A 24,736-nucleotide genomic window follows, 5' to 3' on the forward strand; every position below is an offset into this window, starting at 1 on the left:
TGACAGTTTAAATTGATGTGAAAAAATCCCCACTACCAGAAATCGTAGTGGGGATTTTTACGTAACAACAGTCGTCTTAAAAAATCAGGGTAAGTCAATTGCCCCTGAATGAATTCGGAGGCTTGTCGCTCACGTGTCTTACAACACAGTAGTCCAACATGCCTGGTAGGCACTCCTACTCGTAGTGGCAACATCATCGGGTAATTGACGGCTACCCGTTTAACTGCCAGGTTTACCCAGCAGTTGTTAGCTTCTTAATCTTTGGATACTTGACACCGCTCAACCAGTTCTGCCCCAGCATCTCAATATTCATCGCTCCTAATCGGTCATCATTACACCGATACTGGCATTGCTGACACCAATATTCGTGAGTTTCATGGTGACTATTAGTCTTCTCAACCAGACCGCATTTTGGACAGTGTTGCGAGGTAAATGCTGAATTCACCTTCACAACATTACTTTGAATGGCCTGAGCCTTATACATTAAGAAAGATTCTAGCTGGAAGAAAGACCAGGAACGGTGACTATTGCGTAATGCTTTAGGTAAGTCATCGGTGTTGAATGTCACATTGGTTAAGTCCTCCAAAACGAAAAGTGTATGCGAACCGTATATCGTAACGAGTGTCTTAGCTATCCGATGATTCACATCGGTCATCCAGCGGTTCTCTCGTTGAGCCAGTTGCTTCAGTTTTTTCTTGGCAGACGTGGTACCTTTACTCTGTAATTGCCGACGAATCTCTAAGAAAATCTTCCGCTTACGTAAGATTTTCTGACCATCAAAGAATAACGTTTTTCCTTCACTATCAAAGGTAGTTGCTAAAAAGCGTAATCCCCGATCAATCCCTACGATTTGAGGATTACCTTGCTGGTCGAAATCAGGAACCTCTTTGGTAATACCAATGTGGAGGAACCACTTGCCCCGATTATGGACCAACTTGGCAGTCCCTAGCTTCCAATCCGCCGTAAAGTATTTCTCGAATCCTCTGTCGGTGAATCCTAGCTTAGTCCGCTTACCCAGTGTGGTTATTGAGATTTGCCGCATCTTGTCTACAAATGAATAATTACTCTGGCGAACTAAATCTGCTTGTGGTCGGCGAAACTGGATAGGTTTCACTAACCAGGCCAGGTCTCTAGGAGTTTGAATCCACTGTTTTTCCTCGTTCTTGTAGCGGTAAGGATGTTGCTTCATCTGTTCTCGGACAGTCTTATAGCGAGCCACAACCGTTCGAAAAACCGACTGAATCATCTGACTATTGAGCGGTGATTCCTGCCTGAATTGTTTGTACAGCCAGTGATTGATTTTTAACCAGCTCAATTGAAACTCATGGTCAAAAATCCATTGACTGACAATATTGGCCAATCGTTGATATTCCCGGCTCATCACTAGAAATTGTTCTGCCTGATCAGTGTCCGGATAGAGTCTCAGTTTGATTGTTCGTCCTAATTTAGCCAATGGATACCTCCCCTGTAGATTGGATTAAGTATATCATGTTTAGGCCTCTAGGGGAACGTACGTTTTGAAAAATGTTAAGTTCTGGCATTCATCCCGCGATTAAAATCGCAGGTTTTCTGCTTAGTCGTTAATAAATCTACTTATGATCTTTTCAGTAGAAGTTATGCCTAAAAATACCTATGCCATAGGTATTTTACAAAACTAAGTTTAAACGACTAAACCTATTTCACCCGACCAATCCATCAGTCCGTGATATTTAAGTTATCCTAGCATTCTACCCTTACAGGTTGTCCCGCCCGCCTAATTCTGGTATGTTGGTGAAAATGAGTCAAATAAGGAGATTCTCATGCAAACTACTCGCTCCGATGGCCCAGTGAAACGCTTCTTCAAGGGCGTTATTATTGCCCTGGGCTTTATTCTACCCGGTGTTTCTGGCGGTGTATTAGCTGCCATTCTTGGTATTTATGAACGCTTATTGGGCTTCATGGCCCACTTTAGACAAAATTTCAAACGTGACTTCTGGTATTTCGTGCCAGTCGGGCTTGGTGGCATCGTTGGGATTGCCCTGCTGTCAGCGCCACTAGAGTACCTGTTGGCTCATTGGCAAGTCATCGTGCTATGGGGCTTTGCCGGTGCCATTGTTGGGACTTTACCTGCACTGACTCAAACGGCAAGTTCCAAAACACCTCGTGATGGGATCGACTACCTGTGGTTCTTCGGTACTCTGTTGATCAGTGGTGGTCTTCTCTACTTCATGAGTGACCTCTTTGGTACCCTACCCGCTAATTTTACCGGATTTATGGTCGCTGGTGCACTGATTGCGCTAGGCGTGCTGGTCCCCGGTCTGAGCCCTTCCAATCTATTGCTTATTCTGGGATTGTTTACCCCTATGCTGACTGGCTTCAAGAACTTCGATCTACTTGGGGTTTATCTGCCGATTGCACTTGGGGGCATTCTATCCATGATTCTCTTTTCAAAGGGTATGGATTACCTCATTCATCGCTACCATTCACGCGTTTACCACTTCATCTTGGGCATCGTGACGGCCAGCACCATCCTAATTTTAGTCCCCAACAGTCACGCCGCCGAGAGTATCTCGTATGCCAACGCAACGTGGGCAACATTTGGGTTTAGTGTCTTAGCTCTTGCAATTGGGATTGCCCTCGGCTACTGGATGAGCCAACTTGAAGAAAAATATAAATAATTTGACGAACTCCGCAAAAATTCTCCTAGTTTTTGCGGAGTTAATTTATGTATCACAATAAAATAGCCAATTAGTTCTTTGAAAGTCATAATCATTGATTTTTGATAGCTAATTGGCTATCATTAGGAGAATTATCTTTGAAATTTGATTACTACGATTGGCAAGAGTTTTCTACGTTTTTAGAGAGTTTACCTCCGAAGGATGTCGCAAGATTGATGGAAACTATTTTTCGTACCGAAAAGTATGGCCTCTTGATTGCTGAACGCCAACGATGGGTTCGGAAGATAAACAAAGAACTTTACGAAATTCGTTCACAGCAGGGTAATGATATTCAAAGAGTCATTTATTTTCATGTTAATGATGAAAATTACCTAATCACTCATGGGTTCACTAAGAAGTCACCGAAAACGCCACGTAGTGAAATTAACAAGGCCCATCTTAGACAACTCAAATTTTCTCAACGAAAGGACAACTTCAATGACAAGTAAAACCGAAAAATACCTCAATCACCGCAGTGCCAACGATCCACAATTTGCGCGTTTGGCCCAACAGGAAGGTTTCAATCTTGAAGCCGCAGTTGCTGTTCGTCAGTTACGAGACACCAAGCACCTCTCACAACGAGACTTTGCGAAACTGGTAGGCAAACCGCAATCCACTATTGCCCGCATTGAAACCGGACAACTGAACGTTTCCGTTAAGGTGCTCAGCGAAATTGCCGTAGCTGTCGGGAAACAATTATCTATCCAGTTCACCTAGCCATTTAAAACCAGTTAGCCCTTGGGCTGACTGGTTTTTGAATGGCTACCATCACTGTCACTATTTTCAGTTAAAAATACCAATCGAATGCAGATACCTCTGACTGACTTTCGTATATTTAATCGTTGGCCGCTTCGCATGTAACCGTTCGTGTGCCGCTAGTGGTTTCGCGCTAAACCCCTTAGTATTGCTCGACCCCTGAAAAAACAAGTTAGTTTTCCCCTTCGCAGCTTTCAAGGCATAACGTCCTGTAATATAATTCTTATCGCCATTCTCCGCCACAAATAATGCGTGTAAATTCCAACGATTGTGGCCGACTTGATAAAACGTATTCGTCCGGTTAGCCTTTAATTTTTTAGTAATCGGCGCCCCTGGATTAAGATTAATCTCACTAAACGTCTGTAGCCCCAATTTCATCGTCTTTCGGGAAATGACGCTACCATCGATCTCATGAGCCGTGATATGGAGGTAAACGAGGTCACTCGCATGCCGGTTCCTCGTCTTGATCCCATAGGTATACCAATATCCCTGTAGCTGTTTAGGAATTGCCGACAATTGCTTCTGTGCCGCCTGTGCGTGGGTCGTGGGCACCATTAAAAAAACTGCTGCCAGTGAGAAAATTGCCAACAATCCCATCATCATTTTTTGCCAGTTGCTCGTCATCATATCTGCCTCCCGTCGCCTGTTCCGGTCATCGCCCAATCTGATTGCTGACTAAAGTATCACTTACCGATGCGTCCATGTCAATCTAAAGCAGCAAAAGAATGGTTATGAGAAGGGTTCCATAAATGTTGGCATATCAAGCGTTTCGACCGGCTGGCATGGACAGATGACCCTTTTTATACCAAACTTTATCGACAAAAAAGACTGCGAAAATTTTTCATCGCAGTCTCCCTCTAATTTTAGATTGTTGAAACGTATGACCAAGGGCAGTTGGCTCCAGTCGCACTCTTTATTCTGGCTTAAACGCCCTAGTCGCCGCCACGGCCTGTTGCCAACCGGCGTACAGGTGATTGCGGCGGTCTTCATCCATGTTCGGCGTGAACAGACGGCCGGCCGTTCGAATCTCCTTGACCTCATCCAGATTCTTCCAGTAACCAACAGCAAGTCCCGCCGTAATCGCAGCGCCCATAGCCGTCGTTTCCTCATCAGCCGCACGTTGAACCGGTGTACTTAAAATATCGGCCTGGAACTGCATCAAATAGCGATTCCGCGAAGCCCCACCGTCGGCCATCAGCTCAGAGATGTCGATCCCGGTATCCTGCTTCATGGTTCGCAAGACATCCCGCGTCTGGTAGGCGATCGACTGTAAGGTTGCTTTGACGAAATCGTTGCGGTTGGTTCCCCGCGTCAAGCCGAACACAGCCCCTTTGGCATCCGGATCCCAGTACGGCGCACCCAACCCGTTAAAGGCCGGCACGACGTACACTTCATCCTCATCGGTCGACGCCATCGCCGCTTGGCGCGATTCCGGCACGCTACTAATGATCTGCATGCTTTCGTGCAGCCAAGCCAACGCGGTCCCGGCAACCAAGATTGACCCTTCCAACGCGTAAGTCACCTCACCGTTGAGTTGGTACGCAATCGTGGTCAACAGGTTATGCTTGGAAAGCTGTGGCTCGTTCCCCGTATTCATCATGACGAAGGCCCCATCCCCGTACGTGTTTTTCACCGTCCCGGGTTCCAAGGCCAGTTGCCCGAGCAGTGCGGCAGATTGGTCACCGATGATGCCGGCAATTGGCACTTCCACCCCGTAGAACTGGAAGTTTTGCGTAACGCCATAGACTTCCGAACTGGATTTGACCTCTGGTAGCATGCTGACTGGAATGTTCAACCAGCTTAAAATGTCCGTATCCCATTTCAAAGTGTGGATATTAAACATCATGGTCCGGCTGGCGTTACTGTAGTCGGTGACGTGAATCTTACCACCAGACAGCTTCCAAGCCAGCCAACTGTCAACGGTCCCAAACAGCAACTCACCATTTTCAGCGCGTTCTTGGGCCCCCGGCACGTGATCCAAGATCCAGCGTACCTTGGTGGCACTAAAGTAAGCGTCGACGACTAGCCCGGTCTTCTCCTTGATCGTCTCCGCACGCCCCGCCGCAACCAGTTCCTTAGCGAGACTAGCCGTCTGTTGACTTTGCCAGCCAATGGCGTGATAGATGGGTTCGCCAGTGACCTTGTCCCAAACGATCGTGGTTTCCCGTTGGCTGCTGATCCCAATGGCCTGAATATTTTCCGGATGAATCGACGCATCGATCAGCGCGCTCGCAATCACCGACAGCACGCTGTTCCAGATCTCATTGGCATCCGATTCGACCCAGCCCTTATGTGGATAGTATTGCGGAACTTCCTTATAGCCTTCGATCACCTTACGACCGGAGTGATCAAAGATCAGCGCCCGCGTGCTACTGGTCCCTTGGTCAATCGCTAAGATATAATCTTCCGGTTTTTTTAGTGCCATATGTAAAAACTCCCTCCAAAATGTCTCTGTTTACGAAAACGGTTTCAAATTCACTGCGCTAATCATAGCACGTCCCTTGTGAAAAACGCTAAAATTTGACCCAGACCACTTCCGCCTTGAAAGTTTCTTAACCTTTACACCGTTAACTTTCGCCCTGCCAGAAAGGACCGATCAAAGTCCGCAGCTGATTTCACTTGTTTGCCAAATTCATCGATCAACGCGTGAAACTCTTGGCAATCGCTGAGGCCTAAGGGAAACTGCGGTAAAACTTTTTTCTGAAACGCCGGATAGGTCTTCGGCATGGTCGCCCCCAACCACGTAAATAGCCGGCGCGCGTAGGTATCGACCATGAACGTGCCGTGGTCGAGCGTATACATCAAAATGTAGTCGGCCGTCTCGTTGCCAATGCCCGTGATGCTCAGCAAGTCCCGGCGTAGGCTGACCCCATCTTGATGCTTCAACACGTCCAGGTCATCATCGACCGTTCCCAAGAATTCGGCCAAAGCTAAGATAGCCGCTCCCTTGCGGTGATAGAAGCCGCTGGTCTGAATCAATGGCAACAAATCATCCAAGGACAATTGCCGCAGGCGTGCCGGGTCAAATCCCGTTTCCCGTTTCAAATTGATCAGGGACGGCTCCACGTTACGCCAATTGGTGTTCTGGACTAAGATAGCACCCAACATAATCTCCACGGGTGTTTCGGCCCAAGGCGTCCCGGGTCGCAGCCAAGGTTGCGGGCCCATCTCCTGCGCCATGAGGTGATACAACTCTCCAATGGTCACGCAGCACGGCTCCTCTCTATTTTTCGTTCCGATACAAGACAAAAGCCAGCCGCGTTTGCCGTGACTGGCCGTTTAGCCAACTCTGTTGCTTTATTCAGCGTCGTCGTTACGCTTGATGACCAAGCGAATATCGTCATCGACACCTTCGGGATTTAGCTCCTCTTGGTAGTCAAAGTTGGCGCTTTCAAAATACTTCTTGATTTCGTCGTTCAACGTCTCTACGGCACGAACATCCTGGTCCTGCCGTTTTAATAAAAGCGTGTATTCCTTGGAATCCTCATCGACATTCTCGAACTTGTATTCAATCGCTTCGGAATTCAAAATTTCTTGAATCAACTGCCGTTCTGTCATCACGTTTACCTCGCTTAAATTTTTAGTCTACTACCTTACTATAGAGTTATTCGCGAAAATTGTTAATTATTTCATCAAGTTTTTTTCAATGACCGAGCCAAACAGCCCTTCTCGACAAGCTTCGTAGCAAGCGCGTATACTGAACATTAACCGAAAATTTGAAAGGAAGCGACGCTATGCGCCCACGAATTGCCTTGCCCGCCGACACCCTCGACGAGGCCACCAACATCATCAACGAACGAAATGCGGCCTTTGCGCCCCGGCCCGCCGTTGAAGCCATCGTTAAAGCCGGCGGTCTCCCCATCATCTTACCCAGCGTCGACCCGGCCGATGTTGCCGACTACCTGCCCCTATTTGACGGGGTCATCTTCCTAGGCGGCGCCGATGTTGACCCCACCTTTTTCGGTGAGGAACCCCACATGCGGTTGGGAAAGACCTACCGGAAACGCGACTTATTTGAAATTGAACTCTTGAAACAGGCTGTCGCCGCGAACAAAGCCATCATGGGCATCTGCCGCGGACTCCAATTGATCAACGTTGGCTTGGGCGGTACCCTGTACCAAGACCTCAGTGAGGACCCCAACGCGACGCTTAAGCACAGTCAGGAGGCAATGGGCAACCAGCCCAGCCATCACGTGACCGTCGTCTCTGGGAGTACCCTAGCCACCCTGACAGGTGAGCGGCCCTACGTCAACTCACGCCACCACCAGACGGTCCATGTCGTTGCCCCAACGCTGACTGTAACGGCCCGCGCCGACGATCAGGTCGTTGAAGCCCTCGAATCCAAGGACAGTGACCAGATTCTCGCGGTCCAGTGGCACCCGGAAAACATGTACAAGCATCATGACGAGTCGCGGCAGCTCTTCAAAAACTTTATCGACCGCGCGGCTAAGCGAATCGACAGGGATTAATGGTGCTGGTTGCAGGCTGAGTTGTCCGCTTATTTTCTCGTCGAATGGGGCTCTAAGCTGCGTCCACGACAGCCCTGACGACCGGTAAGACGAAAATAGCACCAAGTTGTCTGATTTCGTGCTCATCATCCCCATCGGATAAGCCATTCAGTCGTTAAACAACTGACGTTATCATGACGAATCCCATGTAAATTTGTTGTAAAAGACCTTTTAATCCACCTCGTCTTCGACTAAACTAAGAAATAGACTGAACAGAGAGGGATGAGCGGTAGTGGCGAAAATGCAGGACTTTGGACAACGGATGCGTTTTTTAGGGTTTTCTATCGTCCTTAATTCCGCCGCTAACGCGTTAACCATCTCAACTAATTTAGGGAGTGCCGTTTGGACCGGATCATCCGTGAACCTGGCCAACTGGATTCACGTCCCGCTTGGCTCCACTTTATTCATGTACGGTATCGTGATCACCCTGCTGAATCAAGTGCTGCTGGGACAGTTCGACCGCCGTCGGTTCATCTCGAACCTATTGTACATCATTCCATTTAGTTATCTGGTCGAATGGATCGGTTACTTCTGGAACTGGATTGGCGTGGGCCAACTTGCTCTGCCTTGGCGCGTGGTCGTCGATATCATTGGCCTCTTCGGGGTGGCGTTTGCCGTCTCCATTTATAATCGTTGTAATATTATCATGCATCCTAACGACGATTTGGCCTATATCCTAAGGTTCAAATACCTACGGGGATCCGCCGTCATTGCTCAATGGGCCAGCTACACGCCGCCATTGATCATCATCATTCTATCGTACCTATTTACCGGTCAGCTTCACGCAATCGGTTTTGGGACGGTCTGGGCCTTGGTCACCCAAGGTATCGTGATGGCGTGGGCGGACACGCACGTCTTCCCCCAGCTCAAACACCACGTTGACGTTTAACTTACAATTTAAAACCGGCACCCCGACCACTTATAGCTTAAGCGATTAGGATGCCGGTATTTTTACCCATTTTTACTTGAACTCCTGTGCTAGCTTGTCAAAATCGACGGTTCCTAAACCGGCCGCCTGATTGTACGTTTTCCCAGGTTGACCAACATAGTAGAGATTGCTGTTGGCCGTCGAGGAATCTAACCGCGTAAAGGGTGAATCTGCTGATTGTGCCAGACTGTAAAGTTGTGGATTCCACAGACCGACGCGTTGACTGCGGTCGCTGTTGATATCCGCCGCCAATGCCGCAAACTGTGGCGCCACAAAGCTCGTCCCGCCCATGGTCTCCCAACCATCAGTACCGGTATAAACATCGTACCCCGTCAGTGGATCGGCATCAGCCACGACATCTGGATAGTTGCGGCCGTTTGCCGTTCCCTGAATCAGCCCCGGGTGCAACCGCGGTAGACCATTCCCGGTCAAGTATTGCCGGGCGGCATACGTATTTACCCCGGAAACGCCTTGCTGGTACTTAGGTGTCGCATACAGAGCGGAAATGCCACCGCCACTACCACTTTGTAACATCGACAACAGGTCCGAGCTCTGCGTAAAGAAGGACCGGTCCTGACGATAAGCGGCGAACAGGACATCCCCGCCCCAAGTCCGTTCCTGAGTAACATCGACCCTCGCGCCATTTGGCAACCGACCGGAAATTGGCAATGTCGTCCCACCGGTCGCTGTGACCCACGGGTTATCCGCTGGAAAGTTAGTGTAAATGCCGTAGCCCACAGACCCATCACGCGTTAAGTCTTCACTGTACGCGCCAGAATCACCAGTCGCCGCAAACGTAGAAATCCCCTGCGTCGCCCCCTGAGCCAGCAGCACATTCATAATATTTCCATAAAGCGGCGTCAACAGGTGGGAGCTGTTCATCTCTTGTAAGATGCCTTCCGAAATGCCCCAGCTCAACGACAACGAACTGGCTCGGTTCTCCCCGAAGGCACTGGCAAACGCATTGATCCAGCCAACGTCGCTCAAAGCCGCGGTGTAAACGCGAATCTTAGCTTGTGGAGCCAACGCACCAGCCTGTTCCACGTCCAATGACGTTTCGGTGTTGCCCGGATCGACGTTGCCCCAGATATTGGCACCACCGGTCGTAGCAACGCTCAGCCGATTAGCACTGGCCGGAATCCCTTCAGCCGACCAGAAATGAGTGATGTCGCGAGTGTCAACCTTACTAAAACTAATGATACCAATGGTTTGCCCCTTCCCCTGATTCTGATCAGCCACCGCGGTTGCGTGGTACTGAGTCAAAAAGTTCTGGGGTGCCCCAGTCTTAGTCGGTCCATCCGTCGACGTCCCGTTGGCTGCTAGACTAGTCATCCTCACCAGATTGGTCATCCCCACGACCGCCTCGATCGGCTGCGCCACGGTCTTCGGCAACCGTGGCTGTTTGGCCGAATACTGCAGGCGCGTACCGTGATAGCGTGCCGTTTCGAGATTGGTCGCAAAGGTCTTGTCTACGGCAGACGCGGACCCCTTTAATTCCATAAATAAGCCATCATTAAACGTCGTAACAGTCAAATCTCGCTTTTTAAAGTATTTAGTCAATCGTTGTGTGGTGCTCGTCGATTGTCCGAACCGTTGTCGAAACTGCTGCGGTGTCAGAAAATCTTTAAACGACGAACTACCCGGCGTATTCACGGCCAAGGCCGTTTGCGTCAACTGTGACGAATGACGCGGCTTCAGAACCAAGTCTAAGGTGACCGTCTTACCCCCGGCTAATTTTTTGATTTTCTTTAAGCTAGTCAACTGACTTGCCCGATAAGGCGTCGCCAGTGGCGTTGTCTTGGCGGCATCAGCGACTACGCCAAAGCTTCCTAGTCCCATCAACAGGCTCGCCATCAACACACGAATTTTCATGCCGCATCCCCTCCATCAGCATCATTATAGACGCGTCCCCCAAAAAGTAACGTCCCGCTCGCCGTTTCTACATAGTATCGTTACTCAAGTTAACAAAAGGGACCTCTCCAGTAACGGATTGGTCCCTTAAAAGGTTTATTTAAGACTCATTAGAACTGATAAACTTTTGCTTCATACGGCCGCAGCGTGTCGCCTTGATCATCCGCATAATTGCCGATCAAGACTTGAGCATCAGCAGGCACGTCGTAATGCCGGTTCAGTGTTTCTTGAGTGTAATTGAGAATAACTAATAACGTCGTTGTCGCGTTTTTCCGCGTGTAAGCGTAGACCTGTTCGTCATCCTCATTGCCAGCGACCAGCGCATAGGTTCCGTCTGTAATGACGGGCAGCGTATGCCGTAACTGAATCAACTTTTGATAGTAGTAGAAAATGGAGTTCGGGTCAGCCAGTGCCTGTTCGACATTGATGGCCGGATAACTGGCGTTGGCCTTTATCCATGGCGTGTGTGTGGAGAACCCGGCATTGGCGCTCGCATCCCACTGCATTGGTGTCCGCGCATTATCTCGGCTACGCATGCCTAAATACTTCAGCATCTGCTGACCAGTCAATACATGTTGATCATCCACCAAAACATGGTAGGCGTTAATGGCATCTAGGTCGCGATAGTCATCTAGGCTTGCGAAATGGGCGTTGGTCATGCCGATTTCTTCGCCTTCATAAATGTAAGGCGTCCCCTGTTGCAGGTGTAGCATTGTCGCCAACATCTTAGCACTCAACACACGGTAGTCCTCAGTGGAATCATTGCCGAACCGAGAAACCACCCGCGGCTGATCATGATTGTTCCAATACAACGAGTTCCACGCCGTGCCGGCCAAGCCAGTTTGCCATTTGGTCAGATTGGCCCGCAAGTCCTTCAAGGATGCTTTGCGGTCGGTCCAGCGACCAAGCACGGGATTGTCACTTTCATCGAGTCCCATGTGTTCAAATTGAAAGACCATGTTGAGCTCGTCGCCATTGAGATTAGCATATTGTTTAGCCTCTTCGATGTTGACACCAGGAGCTTCACCGACCGTCACCATCTTGTGCTGGCTCATCACATTTTGGTTCATTTCTTGTAAGAATTCATGGATTCGTGGCCCATTAGCAACGACCGAACCGGCGTCCCCGTAGACTTGTCCCGCTGCCTTCTTTGCATCTGGGAGTCCCTTGGGCTTGGAAATATAGTTGATGACATCCATCCGAAAACCATCGACACCCTTAGCCGCCCACCAATTCATCATGTCATAGACCGAGTGGCGGACGTTAGGATTTTCCCAATTCAAATCGGGTTGTTGTGGCGCAAATAAGTGGAGATAGTACTGACCCGTCTGCTCGTCTAGCTTCCACGCGGAACCCGTAAAGGAAGCTCCCCAGTTGTTCGGTTCATGGCCATCCTGACCATCGCGCCAAATGTAATAGTCTCGGTACGGGTTGTCCTTTCCCTGCCGCGACTGCTTGAACCATTTGTGCTCGTCAGACGTGTGGTTAACAACCAGATCCATCATGATCTTCAATCCTAGACTGTGAGCCTTACTCAGCAGAGCATCGAAATCGGCCATATTGCCAAATTCTGGATTGATGGCGCGATAATCGGAAATATCATACCCGTTATCGACCTGGGGCGACTGATAGATTGGACTCAGCCAAATAATATCGGCACCGAGCTTCTTAATGTAGTCTAGGCGTTGCGTAATCCCTGGCAGATCGCCAATTCCGTCGCCGTTACTATCCTGATAACTCCGCGGATACACTTGATAAACAACCGCATTTTGCCACCATTTTTCCAAGATGAATTCACTCCTTCACGTCTAGTCGACTGGCGGTCGTTAGTCGCGACTACCAGCCAGTTGAATTCCACTTCATCAGTAAACATATCGTTTGCACAAACGTTTGTGCACCCTTAATGTAATCCCTTTCATTTTATTTGTCAACGCTCATTTTGATCCAATTTTCGTCCAATTTTCAACCAGTTAATGACAAAATTTTTTCCAAAACAAAAGAGCCTCCAGTCACCCCAAGGCCCCACAATTTCTATTCAAGTTCACCAGTCAAAATAAACTGTTTAATTTCCTTTAACGTCCGCTTAGATTCCGGTAGCTTGGACCACAGAATGTAGTCATGCAACATCGACTTCATCTGGTGGACCCGAAACGGCGTCCCATTTGCCATCTGGAATTTTTGCAGCAGCCGCTCATCATCGGCGGCCAATAATTCATTGGTCCCATAATACAATTGAACTGGCCCCAGGTCGTCGAATGTCCCGTAAATTGGGCTCACCACGGGATCGGTCACCGGATGTTCGCCCGCGTACTCAAACCCAATCTTCTTCAACGTTGCCAACGTCAGGTACGGGTCATGCTTCGCCGCCGTCTGGAGATCCGGATTCATCATACTGAGATCCGTCCACGGGGATACCAAAATAGTCCCGGCTGGTAGCGGTTCTTGATGCAATTTTAGTTGTTGGAGCAAGGTCAGGGCTAGCCCCCCACCGGCCGAATCGCCCATCAAGAAGAATTGGTCATCCGGATATTGCGCGCGTAAATAGCTATAGGCACGCATCGCAAAGACCACCGTTTCGTCCACGGTCGCCTCGGGCACCAGCGGGTAATCCACGTAAGTCACGCGCAGATTAGCCTCGTTGATCAACGTTTCCATCAGTTGCCGGTGACTATCGATACCCTGCATGGTATAAGCGCCGCCATGAAATAACAACACGTGTTGCGGCAACGGTGCGCCGGAAGCGGCCGTCAATAACCGACCACCGAAAACCCGCCGCTCCTCAGTCACAATGTTCGCCGCAAACTTTTCGGGCACGACGGCACGGTTCTGCCGACTAGGCTGTAAAAATGCTTGCTGGATCTGTTGTTTGAGCTGACTGTGTTGGGTCTTGAAAAGTAACCATTTCCCACGCAAACTCACGACTATCACCCTATCTTTTTGCCTTCGTCAAATCCCTGTACTCTCTCATGCCGCTCGAACTACCTGTTTCAAAAGTCGAAACGTATAAAGATAGTATACAGCGTTTGGCGGCAAAACACCTCCCTCAGAATCAATTACTAGGTAATTTCTGCGAAAACCGTTAGAATAGAGTACGTGACAGCTGATATTGAAAGGTGGATGAACTGATGACAAATAACCGAATTTTAAACGTGACTGGCGGCCGGAACTTCCGTGAGCTCGGTGGGTACCCAACAGTCGACGGCCACACGGTTAAGTGGCACAAGTTACTGCGGACCGCGGGACTCGCGGACCTCACCCCCACTGATCAACAAAAACTGAGCGATTATGGCGTGGTGGCCGACGTGGATTTCCGTTCCAAAGATGAACAGAAACAGGCACCGGACCGCGTACCAGCCGGGGCCACGTACCACTTTCTACCGGTCTTTCCCGCCGATGACCAGACGGATGCTTCGGCGTCTGAAGATGAATTGGAAAAACGCTTCTCGGTCAACGACCAAGCCGGCCACGACCACATGGTAGAGGTTTACCAACAGATGGTGACGTTGCCATCCGCGCAAAGTGCCTACCATGACTTCTTTGCCACGATGTTGGCGGCCGACCAGCCCGACCAAACGGTATTGTTCCATTGTACGGCTGGTAAGGACCGGACCGGGATGGGCGCCTTCTTTGCGCTGAGTGCGCTGGGCGTTGACCCCCAAGTCATTCGCAAAGACTACTTATTGACCAACGAAACGACGGCTGATCATGTCAACCAGATCAGCGAAACCGCTCGACAACAAGGTCACGGCGAAGCCTTCGTCACTAATTTACGGGCCTTATACTCTGTCAGCGATGACTACTTTAACGCCGCTACCAAATTGATCAACACCCAGTTTGGCGGCGCGCAGGATTACCTACACGATGTCTTGGGCTTATCTCATAGTGACTTAAACAACTTTAAACAACTCTATTTAGACTAACACCCATTGCCAGACTAACCGTTTTAGCGGGTAGCCTGGTTTTTCTAACCCACGAAAGGACCTGATGAGATGAAAAAGAAAGCTCTGACTTGGACGCTGCCGCTACTAGGAATCGCCGCAACGTCGCTAATTGCCAGCGAGCACCTGTTCAACTTTGCCTTTAAACGGGTCAACTACGTCCCGGAAACTTCCGCGGATAAACAAAAATACGCCGACGCTTACTACGCCTACGTCGATTGGTATCAAAAGATCGATAAGGAAAAATGGTATCTACACGAACACGACCCCCAGAATCGGATGGTCGCGGAGTACATTCCCGCCGAAATGCCGAGCAAGCAGACCGTCATCATTTCCCACGGTTACAAGGGTAACGGCGAGACGATGGCAAACTTTGCCCAGATGTATCACCGCTTAGGGTTCAACGTGCTGTTGCCCGACGACCGTGGTCACGGCGAAAGCGCCGGCAAGTACATCAGCTTCGGCTGGCTCGACCGCTTAGACTACCTCCAGTGGATTCAGCAGGTCATCGACCGCACTGGTGACGACGTTAAAATTCTGATGTTTGGTGTCAGCATGGGTGGGGCCACGATGGAGATGCTCTCCGGCGAAGACCTGCCGTCTCAGGTCAAGGCAATCATTGCCGACTGCGGCTACTCCAGCATTGAGGCCGAACTGACCTACCTGCTGAAGCGTCAATTTCACCTGCCAAAATACCCGATTGAACCGCTGGTCAGCACCATTTCCAAGCGGCGACTTGGCTACTACCTCGGCGATGTGACTGCCACGGACCAACTCAAGAAAAACAAACGGCCAATTCTCTTCATTCATGGGGAAAAGGACGTGTACGTCCCAGTTGGCATGGCCTACGAAAACTACGCGGCGACCCATGCGCCTAAACAGTTGTGGATTGTGAAGAACGCCTCCCATGCCGAGAGTTTTTGGACGAATCCAGCACGGTATCAGGCCCATGTGATAGAGTTTTTGCAGACTTATTTTAATTAAGCACAGAATGAAGGAATTAGAGTGAACAAGTTTAGACCAGTTCTTTTAGCAATTTTTATCGCTCTCGTTGGTTTCGGTTTATCGCCAACTTCAGCTCAGGCCACTAGCATTACGCATGAACAAACAGCCATTAAAAAGATTGCTAAACGGGATCTCAAACCAATGGGCGGCCGCTGGTCCGTCAAAATTACGCGATTAGGCCAATCACCCATCAGCGTTCAAACCGGTAACGCCAAAATTAAACGTCAACGTGCCGCAAGTACAATTAAGGTCTATATCATGTTGACCATTTTTCAGCGGGCACAATTGAAAAAGCTCAAGGTTACCTCACAGGACCAACGCGACTTAAAACTGATGATTCACAATTCAGATAATAACGCCGCTAACCGCTTGATTAAGCGTGCCGGTGGGATGAAGCACGTCAACCGAACAATCAAAACATATGGTTTCAAACAAACGACGTTAAATCGCCATCTGTTGGATACGCGGGCTCTACGTGAAGGACACGACAACTATACGTCAGTTCAAGATTTGACCACTTTTCTGACACGTGTCTATCAGCATCGCTTGCTAGGGGAAAAATACGATCAAAAGATGCTCAAACTACTAAAGGGATGCCGTAATCACAGTAAATTACCGCATCTGGTCAAGCAAGCCACTGTCTACAACAAGACTGGTGAGTACCCAGCCAAGGGGGTCCAGAATGATTGTGCCCTGTTTAAAACCAAACATGGCGTCTACTCCATCGTTGTCTTGGCTCAGAGTGGTCATCAGTATCAACAATATCGTGGCATGAATCGTTTAGGCCGTGATGTCGTCACTTACTTTAATCGGCATCACTAATAAAAATCGCAGGTCCAGTTCAATTACTGTACCTGCGATTTTTTTAGATTCTGATTAGGTTTGTAGGATAGGATTTTCCTCCTGCACAGTACATGATTTTCAGTCGATTTACCCAATATTTCCCCGCAAGGCAATCGCTACAAATGGCGTCACATCAGCATTCCACCACCAAGCTCACCCGTACACGCCCAATCTTAACCTGACCTGAAATCCCAGAAATCTTCACACATTTAGATTTCCCTTAACAATTTGTCGCAAAGTCATCACAACTTTAGCCCTTTTCTGGTCACAATCTCCGGGTATAGTAGTAATCATAGTAATTAGCCAATAACTGTTACTACTCAAATTCTATATCCAATCCCTTTTAGATTCTCTCCCCCTAAGAGAATCATTCCCTAGTTAGGTTCCCTCAAGCCTAACTACTCCTCTAACAACGAATTCACACCCCCTATGTGAATTCACTCCTCATGATAAAAATCGCGCTGCTCTCCTCCCCGAGAGTCGCGCGATTTTTTTATTCTATCCTAAATTCAAATGCTAGTTAAAGCTGACATTGCAATTGTATTAATAAGGACTGATATTGCCAAATTAGTGTAACTTGACCGCACTACGGCTGCCAGGGATTCCGCCTGCTGTGGGGACGCTCCGGACTGAGGGACGGTCCTCCGACTCGATTTGAAGCCACGAAAAACACGTGTCTTCAAAGTCGCCCGTGGTGTAAGCTGGAAAAATCACCAGCTAACGCCACCTCCACGGCTGGCTACATCCCTGTCCTCCTCCGGCTCTGATTGTACTCTACCATGACAACCATTGAAAAACTCACCTACTTTAAAGTATACCGTTCACTCGATAACAATTTTTACACTCATCCTCCTAGTTGACAGAAGACTACTGTGTAAGCCGAGAGGTTGCCAGATATGGGCTCAGGCGCGTCGTTCTGCTTAGTTGGTGGTGACTTTCCCGCCAGCTTAGCAGAAAACCAACCTTGTAGACTCGTGATTTTCGAGGCTTCAAGTTGCGTTCGCACCGTTCCAGCCCATATCTGGCAACCGGCAAGGCGAAGGAAATACTAGGTTGCCTAGTACTCACACCATATCGCGTTAAATCAACCCTAACCGTTTAAAGATAAAGTCCACCCGCCGTAAATGGTAATGGTAGTCGAACGCATCCGCAATCTGGTCTGGCGTCAAGCGACTTGTAATCTCGGCATTGGCTTCCACCAACGGTCGGAATTGAACCTGTTGATCCCACGCCTGAGCCGTCAATGGTTGCACCAAATCATAAGCATCTTCACGACTAAGGCCCGTTTCAATCAACTTCAACAAGAGGCGTTGGCTATAAATCAAGCCGTACGTCCGGTTCATGTTGGTCTTCATCGTTTCCGGAAACACATCCAGGTTCGTCAAGATTCGGTTGATTCGGTTCAGCATGTAATCCAATAGCATCGTATCTTCCGGTAAAATCATCCGTTCAGCCGATGAATGGGAAATGTCGCGTTCATGCCACAGGCTGACGTCTTCGTACGCCGTGACCATGGTGCCCCGCAAGACGCGGGCCAAACCGGTCACGTTTTCCGACCCAATCGGATTACGCTTATGGGGCATTGCCGACGACCCCTTTTGACCGGGATTGAAATGTTCTTCGACTTCATGAATTTCCGAGCGTTGCAGGCCACGAATCTCCGTGGCGATGTTTTCCACGCTGGTCGCAATCAAAGCCAACGTTGAAATGTAGTCGGCATGGAGATCGCGTGGCAAGACTTGCGTGGCGATTGGCTGAGCGCTGATACCCAACTGATCACAGACAAACGCTTCTACCTCTGGCGGCACGTTGGCAAAGGTCCCCACGGCGCCACTGATTTTTCCCGTTTCCACTTCGGCAGCGGCCCGGTCAAAGCGATCGAGGTTGCGTTGCATTTCCGCATAGAACCGCGCCATTTTTAGACCAAAAGTCGTCGGTTCGGCCTGGACACCATGCGTCCGCCCAATCATCACCGTGTCCTTATATTGAAGCGCCATTTTTCTCAGGGTCGCAATCAAGGTTTCCAAGTCCGTCCGCAGAACCGCGTTAGCCTGCTTCAACCGGTATCCTTGCGCCGTATCCACGACATCGGTACTGGTCACGCCAAAGTGAATCCACTTCCGTTCGGCCCCTAATGATTCGGACACGTTACGCGTGAAGGCGACCATGTCATGGTGGGTCACCGCCTCGATTTCGGCGATCCGATCAACATCAAAGGTGGCGTTAGCCCGAATCTTAGCCGCATCTTCGGCGGGAACCTCTCCTAATTTGGCCCAAGCTTCATCAATAGCGATTTCCACAGCTAGCCAAGATTGGTATTGATTCTCTAATGACCAAATCTGGCCCATCTCCGGTCGGGTATAGCGTTCTAACATGGCGATTTCCTCCTTGAAAGTCAGTAAAACACGAACATTATTTTAATATTTCGGAATTGCTTCGGTATTTATCATAACATAGATTATCCTAATTTTACTAGTCATTTCCGCGTTATCACGGGATTTATTAGTTGTGGGGCAACATTAAAAAGAACAATAATTAACATAATTTAAAAAATAGTTCGCTTTTCAGTTGATTTCTATTCCCGAACTTGATACAATGATTCTTGCTGGGTGTTCGGCCTAGTAAAAAATAACGATGAGGTGTTTGCGATGTCATCAACAGTAGTAGTTGGTAGTCAATGGGGCGATGAAGGTAAAGGAAAGATCACGGATTTTCTAAGTGAGAAGGCTGATGTCATTGCCCGCTACCAAGGTGGTGACAACGCTGGCCATACCATTGTCTTCAATGGTCAAACGTTTAAATTGCGGCTGATTCCGTCCGGTATCTTTTATGCCGACAAGCTGAGTGTGATCGGTAACGGGGTCGTTGTGAACCCGAAGTCCTTGATTGAAGAACTAACTTACCTCCACGATAACGGCGTCTCCACGGATAACTTACGGATCTCCGACCGAGCCCACGTGATTCTGCCCTACCATATCTTATTAGATCAAGCCCAAGAAAAGGCTAAGGAAAACAAGATTGGGACCACGAACAAGGGTATTGGACCGGCCTACATGGACAAAGCCGAACGAATCGGGATTCGAATCGCCGATTTGCTCGACCACGACATCTTTGCCGACAAGCTCCGCCAAAACTTAATTGAAAAGAATAACGTTTTAACCAAACTATATAATGTAGAACCACTCGATTTTGACACGATTTTCAATGAATACTATGCGCTTGGTCAACGGATCAAGGGCCACGTGACCGACACATCCGTTGTCATCAATGACGCCATCGATGCCGGTAAGAACGTGCTGTTCGAAGGTGCCCAAGGCGTCATGCTCGACATCGACCACGGGACTTACCCCTTCGTCACGTCTTCTAACCCCGTCGCTGGTGGTGTGACCATCGGTGCCGGCGTTGGCCCAACTAAGATCGACCACGTTGTCGGCGTCTGCAAGGCCTACACATCACGGGTCGGCGATGGCCCATTCCCAACCGAACTCTTTGACGAAATCGGTGACACGATTCGCGAAACCGGCCACGAATACGGCACGGTAACCAAGCGTCCTCGCCGAATCGGCTGGTTTGACAGTGTCGTTCTTCGCCATGCCAAACGGGTTTCTGGACTGACGAGCCTCTCGCTGAACTGTTTAGACGTTCTGACTGGCTTGAAGACCGTTAAGATCTGCAAGGCCTACGAACTAAACGGCGAGACCATTTACCATTACCCCGCTAGCCTGGTCGACCTGGACGCCTGCCATCCCGTTTACGACGAGCTGCCAGGCTGGACGGAAGACATTACCCACTGCCATTCCGTCGAAGAATTACCCGTTAACGCCCAAAATTATGTAAAACGCCTAGCCGAACTGGTTGGTGTGGAAATCGCCACGCTTTCCGTCGGCCCCGACCGCGAACAGACGAACATTTTACACGACGTCTGGAACGCCTAACCTTAATAAGGAGTGACTGTCCATGCATCCTGCTGAAGTATTTGACTACGAAGATATTCAACTGATTCCTAACAAATGTGTGATTGAAAGCCGGAGTGAGGCCGATACCAGTGTTCAATTTGGCCCCCACCGCTTCAAGATTCCCGTGGTTCCCGCCAACATGGAAACCGTCATCAACGAACCGTTAGCCATTTGGCTGGCCAAGCGCGACTATTTCTACGTGATGCACCGTTTCCAACCCGAAGAACGCCGGGGCTTCATCGAACGGATGCACGAGAAGTCACTCTTTGCTTCCATTAGCGTTGGCGTCAAGGCTGACGAACACGCCTTCATCGATGAACTCGCGGCCGCCAACCTGGTTCCGGAATACATTACCATTGATATTGCTCACGGCCATAGCGACGCCGTGATTCGGATGATCAAGCAGATCAAAGAAAAATTACCGGATAGTTTCGTCATTGCCGGTAACGTCGGAACACCCGAAGCCGTTCGTGAACTGGAAAATGCTGGTGCGGACGCCACCAAGGTCGGTATCGGCCCAGGTAAGGCCTGCATCACCAAGCTCAAGACTGGTTTCGGGACCGGTGGCTGGCAACTCGCTGCCGTACGCCTCTGCGCCAAGGCGGCCCGGAAACCAATCATCGCTGATGGTGGGATTCGCTATAACGGCGACATTGCTAAATCGATTCGTTTTGGTGCGACCATGGTCATGATTGGCTCCATGTTAGCTGGCCACGAACAATCCCCTGGTAGTCTGTTGACTATCGACGGGCGGACCTTCAAGCAGTACTGGGGATCTGCCTCCGAAAAGCAAAAGGGCGCCTACCGTAACGTTGAGGGTAAGCAGATGCTGGTTCCTTACCGCGGCGACATCGCTAACACGCTAAACGCCATGGAAGAAGATTTACAATCCTCCATTTCGTACGCGGGTGGTCGCAACCTGATGGACATTCGCACGGTGGATTACGTCATCGTGAAGAGCTCCATTATGAATGGTGATAGTTACTAAACAGCTTAGACACAAAGAAACACGCAGACTTTCAAATACAAGGTCTGCGTGTTTTTGTGCATTTAAGCTCGGGATCACAACTCCCTGTTTAAATTTCAAGTGACACCTTGTTGCTCTACCCAAAGAGGACTTAAATTCTAAACCGTTCCACAACTTCAGCGCGTTTCGAACGCCGTAGCAAAATTAGGGCGACCGTGCCGTAAATGACCAACGGAATCAGCCCACTCCAAGCGGGGATATTTCCCTTGGATATGAGTCCACTTCGAGCCAGTACCTGCGTGTCAAACGTAAAATGCAACAGAATTGGCCAAATCAAGCTTCCCGAACGCAAATAAGTCGCGCTTTGCAGGAGACCAAAACCGAACGCCATCAACACCTGGCTAATGGTGAGTGAAACCGACTGATGCGATAAATTAATCAAATGGCTCACCGCAAACAACGTGCTACTCAGTAAAACTGCCAGCCATACAGAATTTCCCCGACCAAGCCGTTGGAGAAACCCAACCAGCAGGATTCCCCGGAAGAGAGATTCTTCAAAAATAGCCACCAATAGGGCCACTACAGCCATCACCAGCACATGCTTCACGCTTTTCCCGTGTGCCAACTGTGTTTCTAAGGCCGCCAATAAGAACACGACTAAAAATAACGAAAACGCATTGACCCTGAGTTGCGCGCTAAATGGCAGGTCTGTTCGCCACTGAATATGGACCTTTAGCCAGTAGTGATTCAGTAGCCAAAGTGCCAATAATACCGTAACCTCTTCTAAGAGTGCCGATATGGTAATCGAAAATCTTAGCCGTTCAAACAGTGTCCCCACACTATTCATCACAGCCAACGCCACAATCCACGCAACCACCAAGTAGTAGACTGGCTGTTGCTTTCCCCTATTTAAATCCACGAAAACTACCCCTTCGTATGTTCGACATGAATTCAGTATACCGCTAAACTGCCTGTCTCCGCGCTAGTTTATGGGGCAAAGTTTCTTTGCGGACCGCGCTACGCCATAGCCCAACAGAAAAAGCCGGCCAATCACTCAGCCGACTTTTCCATTTTTTCACATGACATACAGGTCACTTTATATAGTAACAAATTTTTCGACTTCTGGCTTCTTTTCAGCCTCACCGAACGACCAATACCGAGATGGGCGCATACTTGGCCATGTAAGCGGCTTGACTGCCGAAGTGCCGACTGACGCCTTTTTTGGCGAGCGACCCCACCACCAACAGATCCGGATGAACCTCTGGGATCACATCCTTCACGATAGTTTCACCGGGTTCGCCCTCGGTCACAATCGTCCGGACGTGTTCCACGCCAGCCGCTTGGGCCTTTTCCTGATACGTTTGAACGTGTGCGGCCAAATCATCGTATTCGCCGTGAACAAAATCCGTGTTCATCACCTGATAGACGTTCATCGCCGCATTCTCCAACACGGAGACGATGACCAACTCGGCATCGTCGCGCTTGGCTTGCTCGATGGCGTAATCAAACGCCAACAGCGCATCGACCGAATCGTCGACCCCGACCAGAATCCGTTTAAATGTTGTGGTCGTCATCTTAGCGACCTCCTTCCGTCGTTTCCGCTGCCTTGGCTTCGGCGGCCCGAGCAATCGCTAACCGCTTGTTGCCACGGTGTAATTCAACAATCGTCCACGCCAGTAGCGCCAAGACCGCAAAGATCAACACGTAAGCAATATCATTGGCCAGTGCTAATTTGGCCCCAGTCACGTTACTCCCGAAGAAACCTTGAACTTGTTCCGGCATCCCCTCAAGGTTCAACCCGGTCAGCGCAATCACAGAGATCCAGCCTAGGATCTTGAGCCACCAGGAGTTCTTGAACCGGTCGCCCATCTCCAGCTTGCTGTCGGTCATCATCAACAGTGGCAACATGGAAAATGGTAGGGCAAACGCGAGAAAGACTTGCGAGTTGTTCATCAAATCATTCAAGGCAACGTGTTCGTCAATGGCACTCTTGCCGCTAGTCAACATCACGCAGACCAGCACGGGAATGACGGACAACACCCGGGTAACCAGACGCCGCAACCATAATGGCATCCGCAAGTGAACGAATCCTTCCATGACAACTTGTCCGGACAGCGTCCCGGTAATCGTCGAGTTTTGGCCCGAAGCGAGTAAGGCCACCGCAAACAACGTGGAAAGAATCCCGGTCCGCGCCACACTGCTCAGCAGGCCATTGCTCATCGTCGACGTGTTAGATAATGCCTGGAACAGGCCGAAGAATGAAGGGTCCTTGACGGCGCCAGTCTTGAAGACGGCCACCCCCATGATCAACAGTAATGCGTTTACGAAGAAGGCAAAGGTCAGTTGAATGTTGGAATCCAAGCCGGCAAATTTGACCGTCCGGGCCACGTCTTCCTGATCGTTATGGTCAATCGACCGCGTTTGGGCAATCGCCGAGTGAAGATACAAGTTGTGCGGCATCACAGTCGCCCCAATGATCCCCAGCGCACCATTTAACGGCGTCATCCCCGCAACGCTGGTCCCAGTGGAGAAGGTCTTCCCCGTTGGAATCAGGCCCCGGAACACGCCGCCCCAATCGGGATTGGACAGGGCTACTTGGTAAACGAAGACAAACAGAATAACCATAATCAGGCAAACAACGATAGCTTCAATCTTCCGAAAGCCAACCTTGGTGAGTAATAAGAGCAGTAACACATCGAAAACCGTGATGAACACCGCAATGACTAACGGAATGTGAAACAGCAGGTATAGCGCAATCGCTGCCCCAATGACTTCGGCGATATCGGTCGCCATAATGGCCAATTCGGTCAACAGCCATAAGACGATCCCCAGTGACTTGCTAGTCCGCGCACGAATCGCTTGGGCCAGATCCATCTGACTCACGATGCCAAGTTTAGCTGCCATGTATTGCAACAACATCGCAATCAAACTTGACATCAAGATGACAGACATCAACAGGTACTGGAAGTTCTGCCCACCGGTGATCGACGTTGACCAGTTGCCGGGATCCATGTACCCCACTGCGACCAACGCACCAGGCCCTGAGTAGGCAAATAGTGTCCGCCAGAACCCAATATCCTTGGGTACCTTGACCGTCCCGTTGATCTCTTCCAACGACCGACCGTTGGCATATTCAATCAACTTATGCTTCTTTTCCATGCTACTCCCCTCCCTTTAGGATTAGGCCAAGTGTACGGCAAAATCAGCGTTAGGGGCACTTTTTTTAAT

At 49.6% G+C, this 24,736-nt stretch carries 22 protein-coding genes; 10 read left to right on the forward strand and 12 right to left on the reverse strand.

What is annotated here, in order from left to right; genetic code table 11:
• Positions 1-232: 232 nt before the first annotated feature.
• Positions 233-1,453: an RNA-guided endonuclease TnpB family protein gene (locus FC99_RS07330; protein WP_048734278.1), complete on the reverse strand. Its 1,221-nt coding sequence runs from the start codon at positions 1,451-1,453 to the stop codon at positions 233-235.
• 346 nt (positions 1,454-1,799) lie between these two features.
• Between FC99_RS07330 and FC99_RS07335 the strand changes: the two genes are divergently transcribed.
• From FC99_RS07335 to FC99_RS07345, 3 genes are all read left to right on the forward strand, one after another.
• Positions 1,800-2,657 (forward strand): DUF368 domain-containing protein, encoded by an 858-nt coding sequence (locus FC99_RS07335; RefSeq protein ID WP_048734275.1) that lies wholly within the window; start codon positions 1,800-1,802, stop codon positions 2,655-2,657.
• A 137-nt stretch (positions 2,658-2,794) separates the two neighbouring features.
• Positions 2,795-3,145 carry a type II toxin-antitoxin system RelE/ParE family toxin gene (locus FC99_RS07340; protein ID WP_048734273.1) on the forward strand — a complete coding sequence of 117 codons (351 nt, stop codon included), beginning with the start codon at positions 2,795-2,797 and terminating at the stop codon, positions 3,143-3,145.
• Entirely contained in the window at positions 3,135-3,413 is a 279-nt protein-coding gene (locus tag FC99_RS07345) for a helix-turn-helix domain-containing protein (protein ID WP_048734270.1), read from the forward strand. Before FC99_RS07340 ends, FC99_RS07345 begins: the two co-directional genes overlap by 11 nt.
• A 66-nt stretch (positions 3,414-3,479) precedes the next feature.
• Here the strand turns inward: FC99_RS07345 and FC99_RS07350 are convergent, their stop codons facing one another.
• The 4 genes from FC99_RS07350 to FC99_RS07365 form a co-directional block, all read right to left on the reverse strand.
• Positions 3,480-4,079, reverse strand: a complete 600-nt coding sequence (locus tag FC99_RS07350; RefSeq protein ID WP_156166926.1) for a hypothetical protein — start codon at positions 4,077-4,079, stop codon at positions 3,480-3,482.
• A gap of 286 nt (positions 4,080-4,365) precedes the next feature.
• Complete coding sequence (glpK, locus tag FC99_RS07355) at positions 4,366-5,877, reverse strand: glycerol kinase GlpK (RefSeq protein WP_048734265.1); 1,512 nt, start codon at positions 5,875-5,877, stop codon at positions 4,366-4,368.
• Positions 5,878-6,011: 134 nt separating this feature from the next.
• A complete protein-coding gene (locus FC99_RS07360) occupies positions 6,012-6,659 on the reverse strand; it encodes an endonuclease III domain-containing protein (protein ID WP_235805885.1) in 648 nt (215 codons plus the stop codon).
• Positions 6,660-6,749: 90 nt separating this feature from the next.
• Positions 6,750-7,010: a hypothetical protein gene (locus FC99_RS07365; protein ID WP_048734262.1), complete on the reverse strand. Its 261-nt coding sequence runs from the start codon at positions 7,008-7,010 to the stop codon at positions 6,750-6,752.
• A gap of 176 nt (positions 7,011-7,186) precedes the next feature.
• Here FC99_RS07365 and FC99_RS07370 point away from each other — a divergent pair, with 176 nt between their 5' ends.
• Both FC99_RS07370 and FC99_RS07375 read left to right on the forward strand, forming a co-directional pair.
• Entirely contained in the window at positions 7,187-7,921 is a 735-nt protein-coding gene (locus FC99_RS07370) for a gamma-glutamyl-gamma-aminobutyrate hydrolase family protein (protein ID WP_048734260.1), read from the forward strand.
• Between the two features lie 271 nt (positions 7,922-8,192).
• Positions 8,193-8,849, forward strand: a complete 657-nt coding sequence (locus tag FC99_RS07375; protein ID WP_048734258.1) for a DUF6198 family protein — start codon at positions 8,193-8,195, stop codon at positions 8,847-8,849.
• Positions 8,850-8,921: 72 nt separating this feature from the next.
• Here the strand turns inward: FC99_RS07375 and FC99_RS07380 are convergent, their stop codons facing one another.
• The 3 genes from FC99_RS07380 to FC99_RS07390 all read right to left on the reverse strand — a co-directional run bounded on the left by FC99_RS07380 (position 8,922) and on the right by FC99_RS07390 (position 13,718).
• Positions 8,922-10,760 (reverse strand): S53 family peptidase, encoded by a 1,839-nt coding sequence (locus tag FC99_RS07380; RefSeq protein ID WP_048734256.1) that lies wholly within the window; start codon positions 10,758-10,760, stop codon positions 8,922-8,924.
• Positions 10,761-10,909: 149 nt separating this feature from the next.
• Entirely contained in the window at positions 10,910-12,586 is a 1,677-nt protein-coding gene (locus tag FC99_RS07385; RefSeq protein ID WP_048734254.1) for an alpha-glucosidase, read from the reverse strand.
• A 244-nt stretch (positions 12,587-12,830) separates the two neighbouring features.
• Positions 12,831-13,718: an alpha/beta hydrolase gene (locus tag FC99_RS07390; protein WP_048734253.1), complete on the reverse strand. Its 888-nt coding sequence runs from the start codon at positions 13,716-13,718 to the stop codon at positions 12,831-12,833.
• A 206-nt stretch (positions 13,719-13,924) separates the two neighbouring features.
• Here FC99_RS07390 and FC99_RS07395 point away from each other — a divergent pair, with 206 nt between their 5' ends.
• The 3 genes from FC99_RS07395 to FC99_RS07405 all read left to right on the forward strand — a co-directional run bounded on the left by FC99_RS07395 (position 13,925) and on the right by FC99_RS07405 (position 16,564).
• Positions 13,925-14,719: a tyrosine-protein phosphatase gene (locus FC99_RS07395; protein ID WP_048734251.1), complete on the forward strand. Its 795-nt coding sequence runs from the start codon at positions 13,925-13,927 to the stop codon at positions 14,717-14,719.
• 69 nt (positions 14,720-14,788) lie between these two features.
• A complete protein-coding gene (locus FC99_RS07400) occupies positions 14,789-15,721 on the forward strand; it encodes an alpha/beta hydrolase (protein WP_048734248.1) in 933 nt (310 codons plus the stop codon).
• Between the two features lie 21 nt (positions 15,722-15,742).
• Positions 15,743-16,564 carry a serine hydrolase gene (locus FC99_RS07405; RefSeq protein WP_235805886.1) on the forward strand — a complete coding sequence of 274 codons (822 nt, stop codon included), beginning with the start codon at positions 15,743-15,745 and terminating at the stop codon, positions 16,562-16,564.
• A 1,100-nt stretch (positions 16,565-17,664) separates the two neighbouring features.
• Here FC99_RS07405 and purB read toward each other — a convergent pair.
• Positions 17,665-18,960, reverse strand: coding sequence for an adenylosuccinate lyase (gene purB / locus FC99_RS07410; protein WP_048734247.1), 1,296 nt, complete (start codon positions 18,958-18,960; stop codon positions 17,665-17,667).
• Positions 18,961-19,233: 273 nt separating this feature from the next.
• Between purB and FC99_RS07415 the strand changes: the two genes are divergently transcribed.
• Positions 19,234-20,520: an adenylosuccinate synthase gene (locus tag FC99_RS07415; RefSeq protein ID WP_048734244.1), complete on the forward strand. Its 1,287-nt coding sequence runs from the start codon at positions 19,234-19,236 to the stop codon at positions 20,518-20,520.
• Positions 20,521-20,542: 22 nt separating this feature from the next.
• Entirely contained in the window at positions 20,543-21,529 is a 987-nt protein-coding gene (locus FC99_RS07420) for a GMP reductase (protein WP_048734240.1), read from the forward strand.
• A gap of 130 nt (positions 21,530-21,659) precedes the next feature.
• On the opposite strand, the gene FC99_RS07425 is transcribed toward FC99_RS07420, so the two are convergent.
• The 3 genes from FC99_RS07425 to FC99_RS07435 form a co-directional block, all read right to left on the reverse strand.
• Positions 21,660-22,427, reverse strand: a complete 768-nt coding sequence (locus tag FC99_RS07425) for a CPBP family intramembrane glutamic endopeptidase (RefSeq protein ID WP_048734239.1) — start codon at positions 22,425-22,427, stop codon at positions 21,660-21,662.
• Between the two features lie 220 nt (positions 22,428-22,647).
• Positions 22,648-23,082: a universal stress protein gene (locus tag FC99_RS07430; RefSeq protein WP_048734237.1), complete on the reverse strand. Its 435-nt coding sequence runs from the start codon at positions 23,080-23,082 to the stop codon at positions 22,648-22,650.
• A gap of 1 nt (position 23,083) precedes the next feature.
• Positions 23,084-24,667, reverse strand: coding sequence for an Nramp family divalent metal transporter (locus tag FC99_RS07435; protein ID WP_048734236.1), 1,584 nt, complete (start codon positions 24,665-24,667; stop codon positions 23,084-23,086).
• Between the last annotated feature and the right edge of the window lie 69 nt (positions 24,668-24,736).

This window comes from Levilactobacillus koreensis JCM 16448 (assembly GCF_001435525.1).
In the GTDB taxonomy this organism is placed as follows: domain Bacteria; phylum Bacillota; class Bacilli; order Lactobacillales; family Lactobacillaceae; genus Levilactobacillus; species Levilactobacillus koreensis.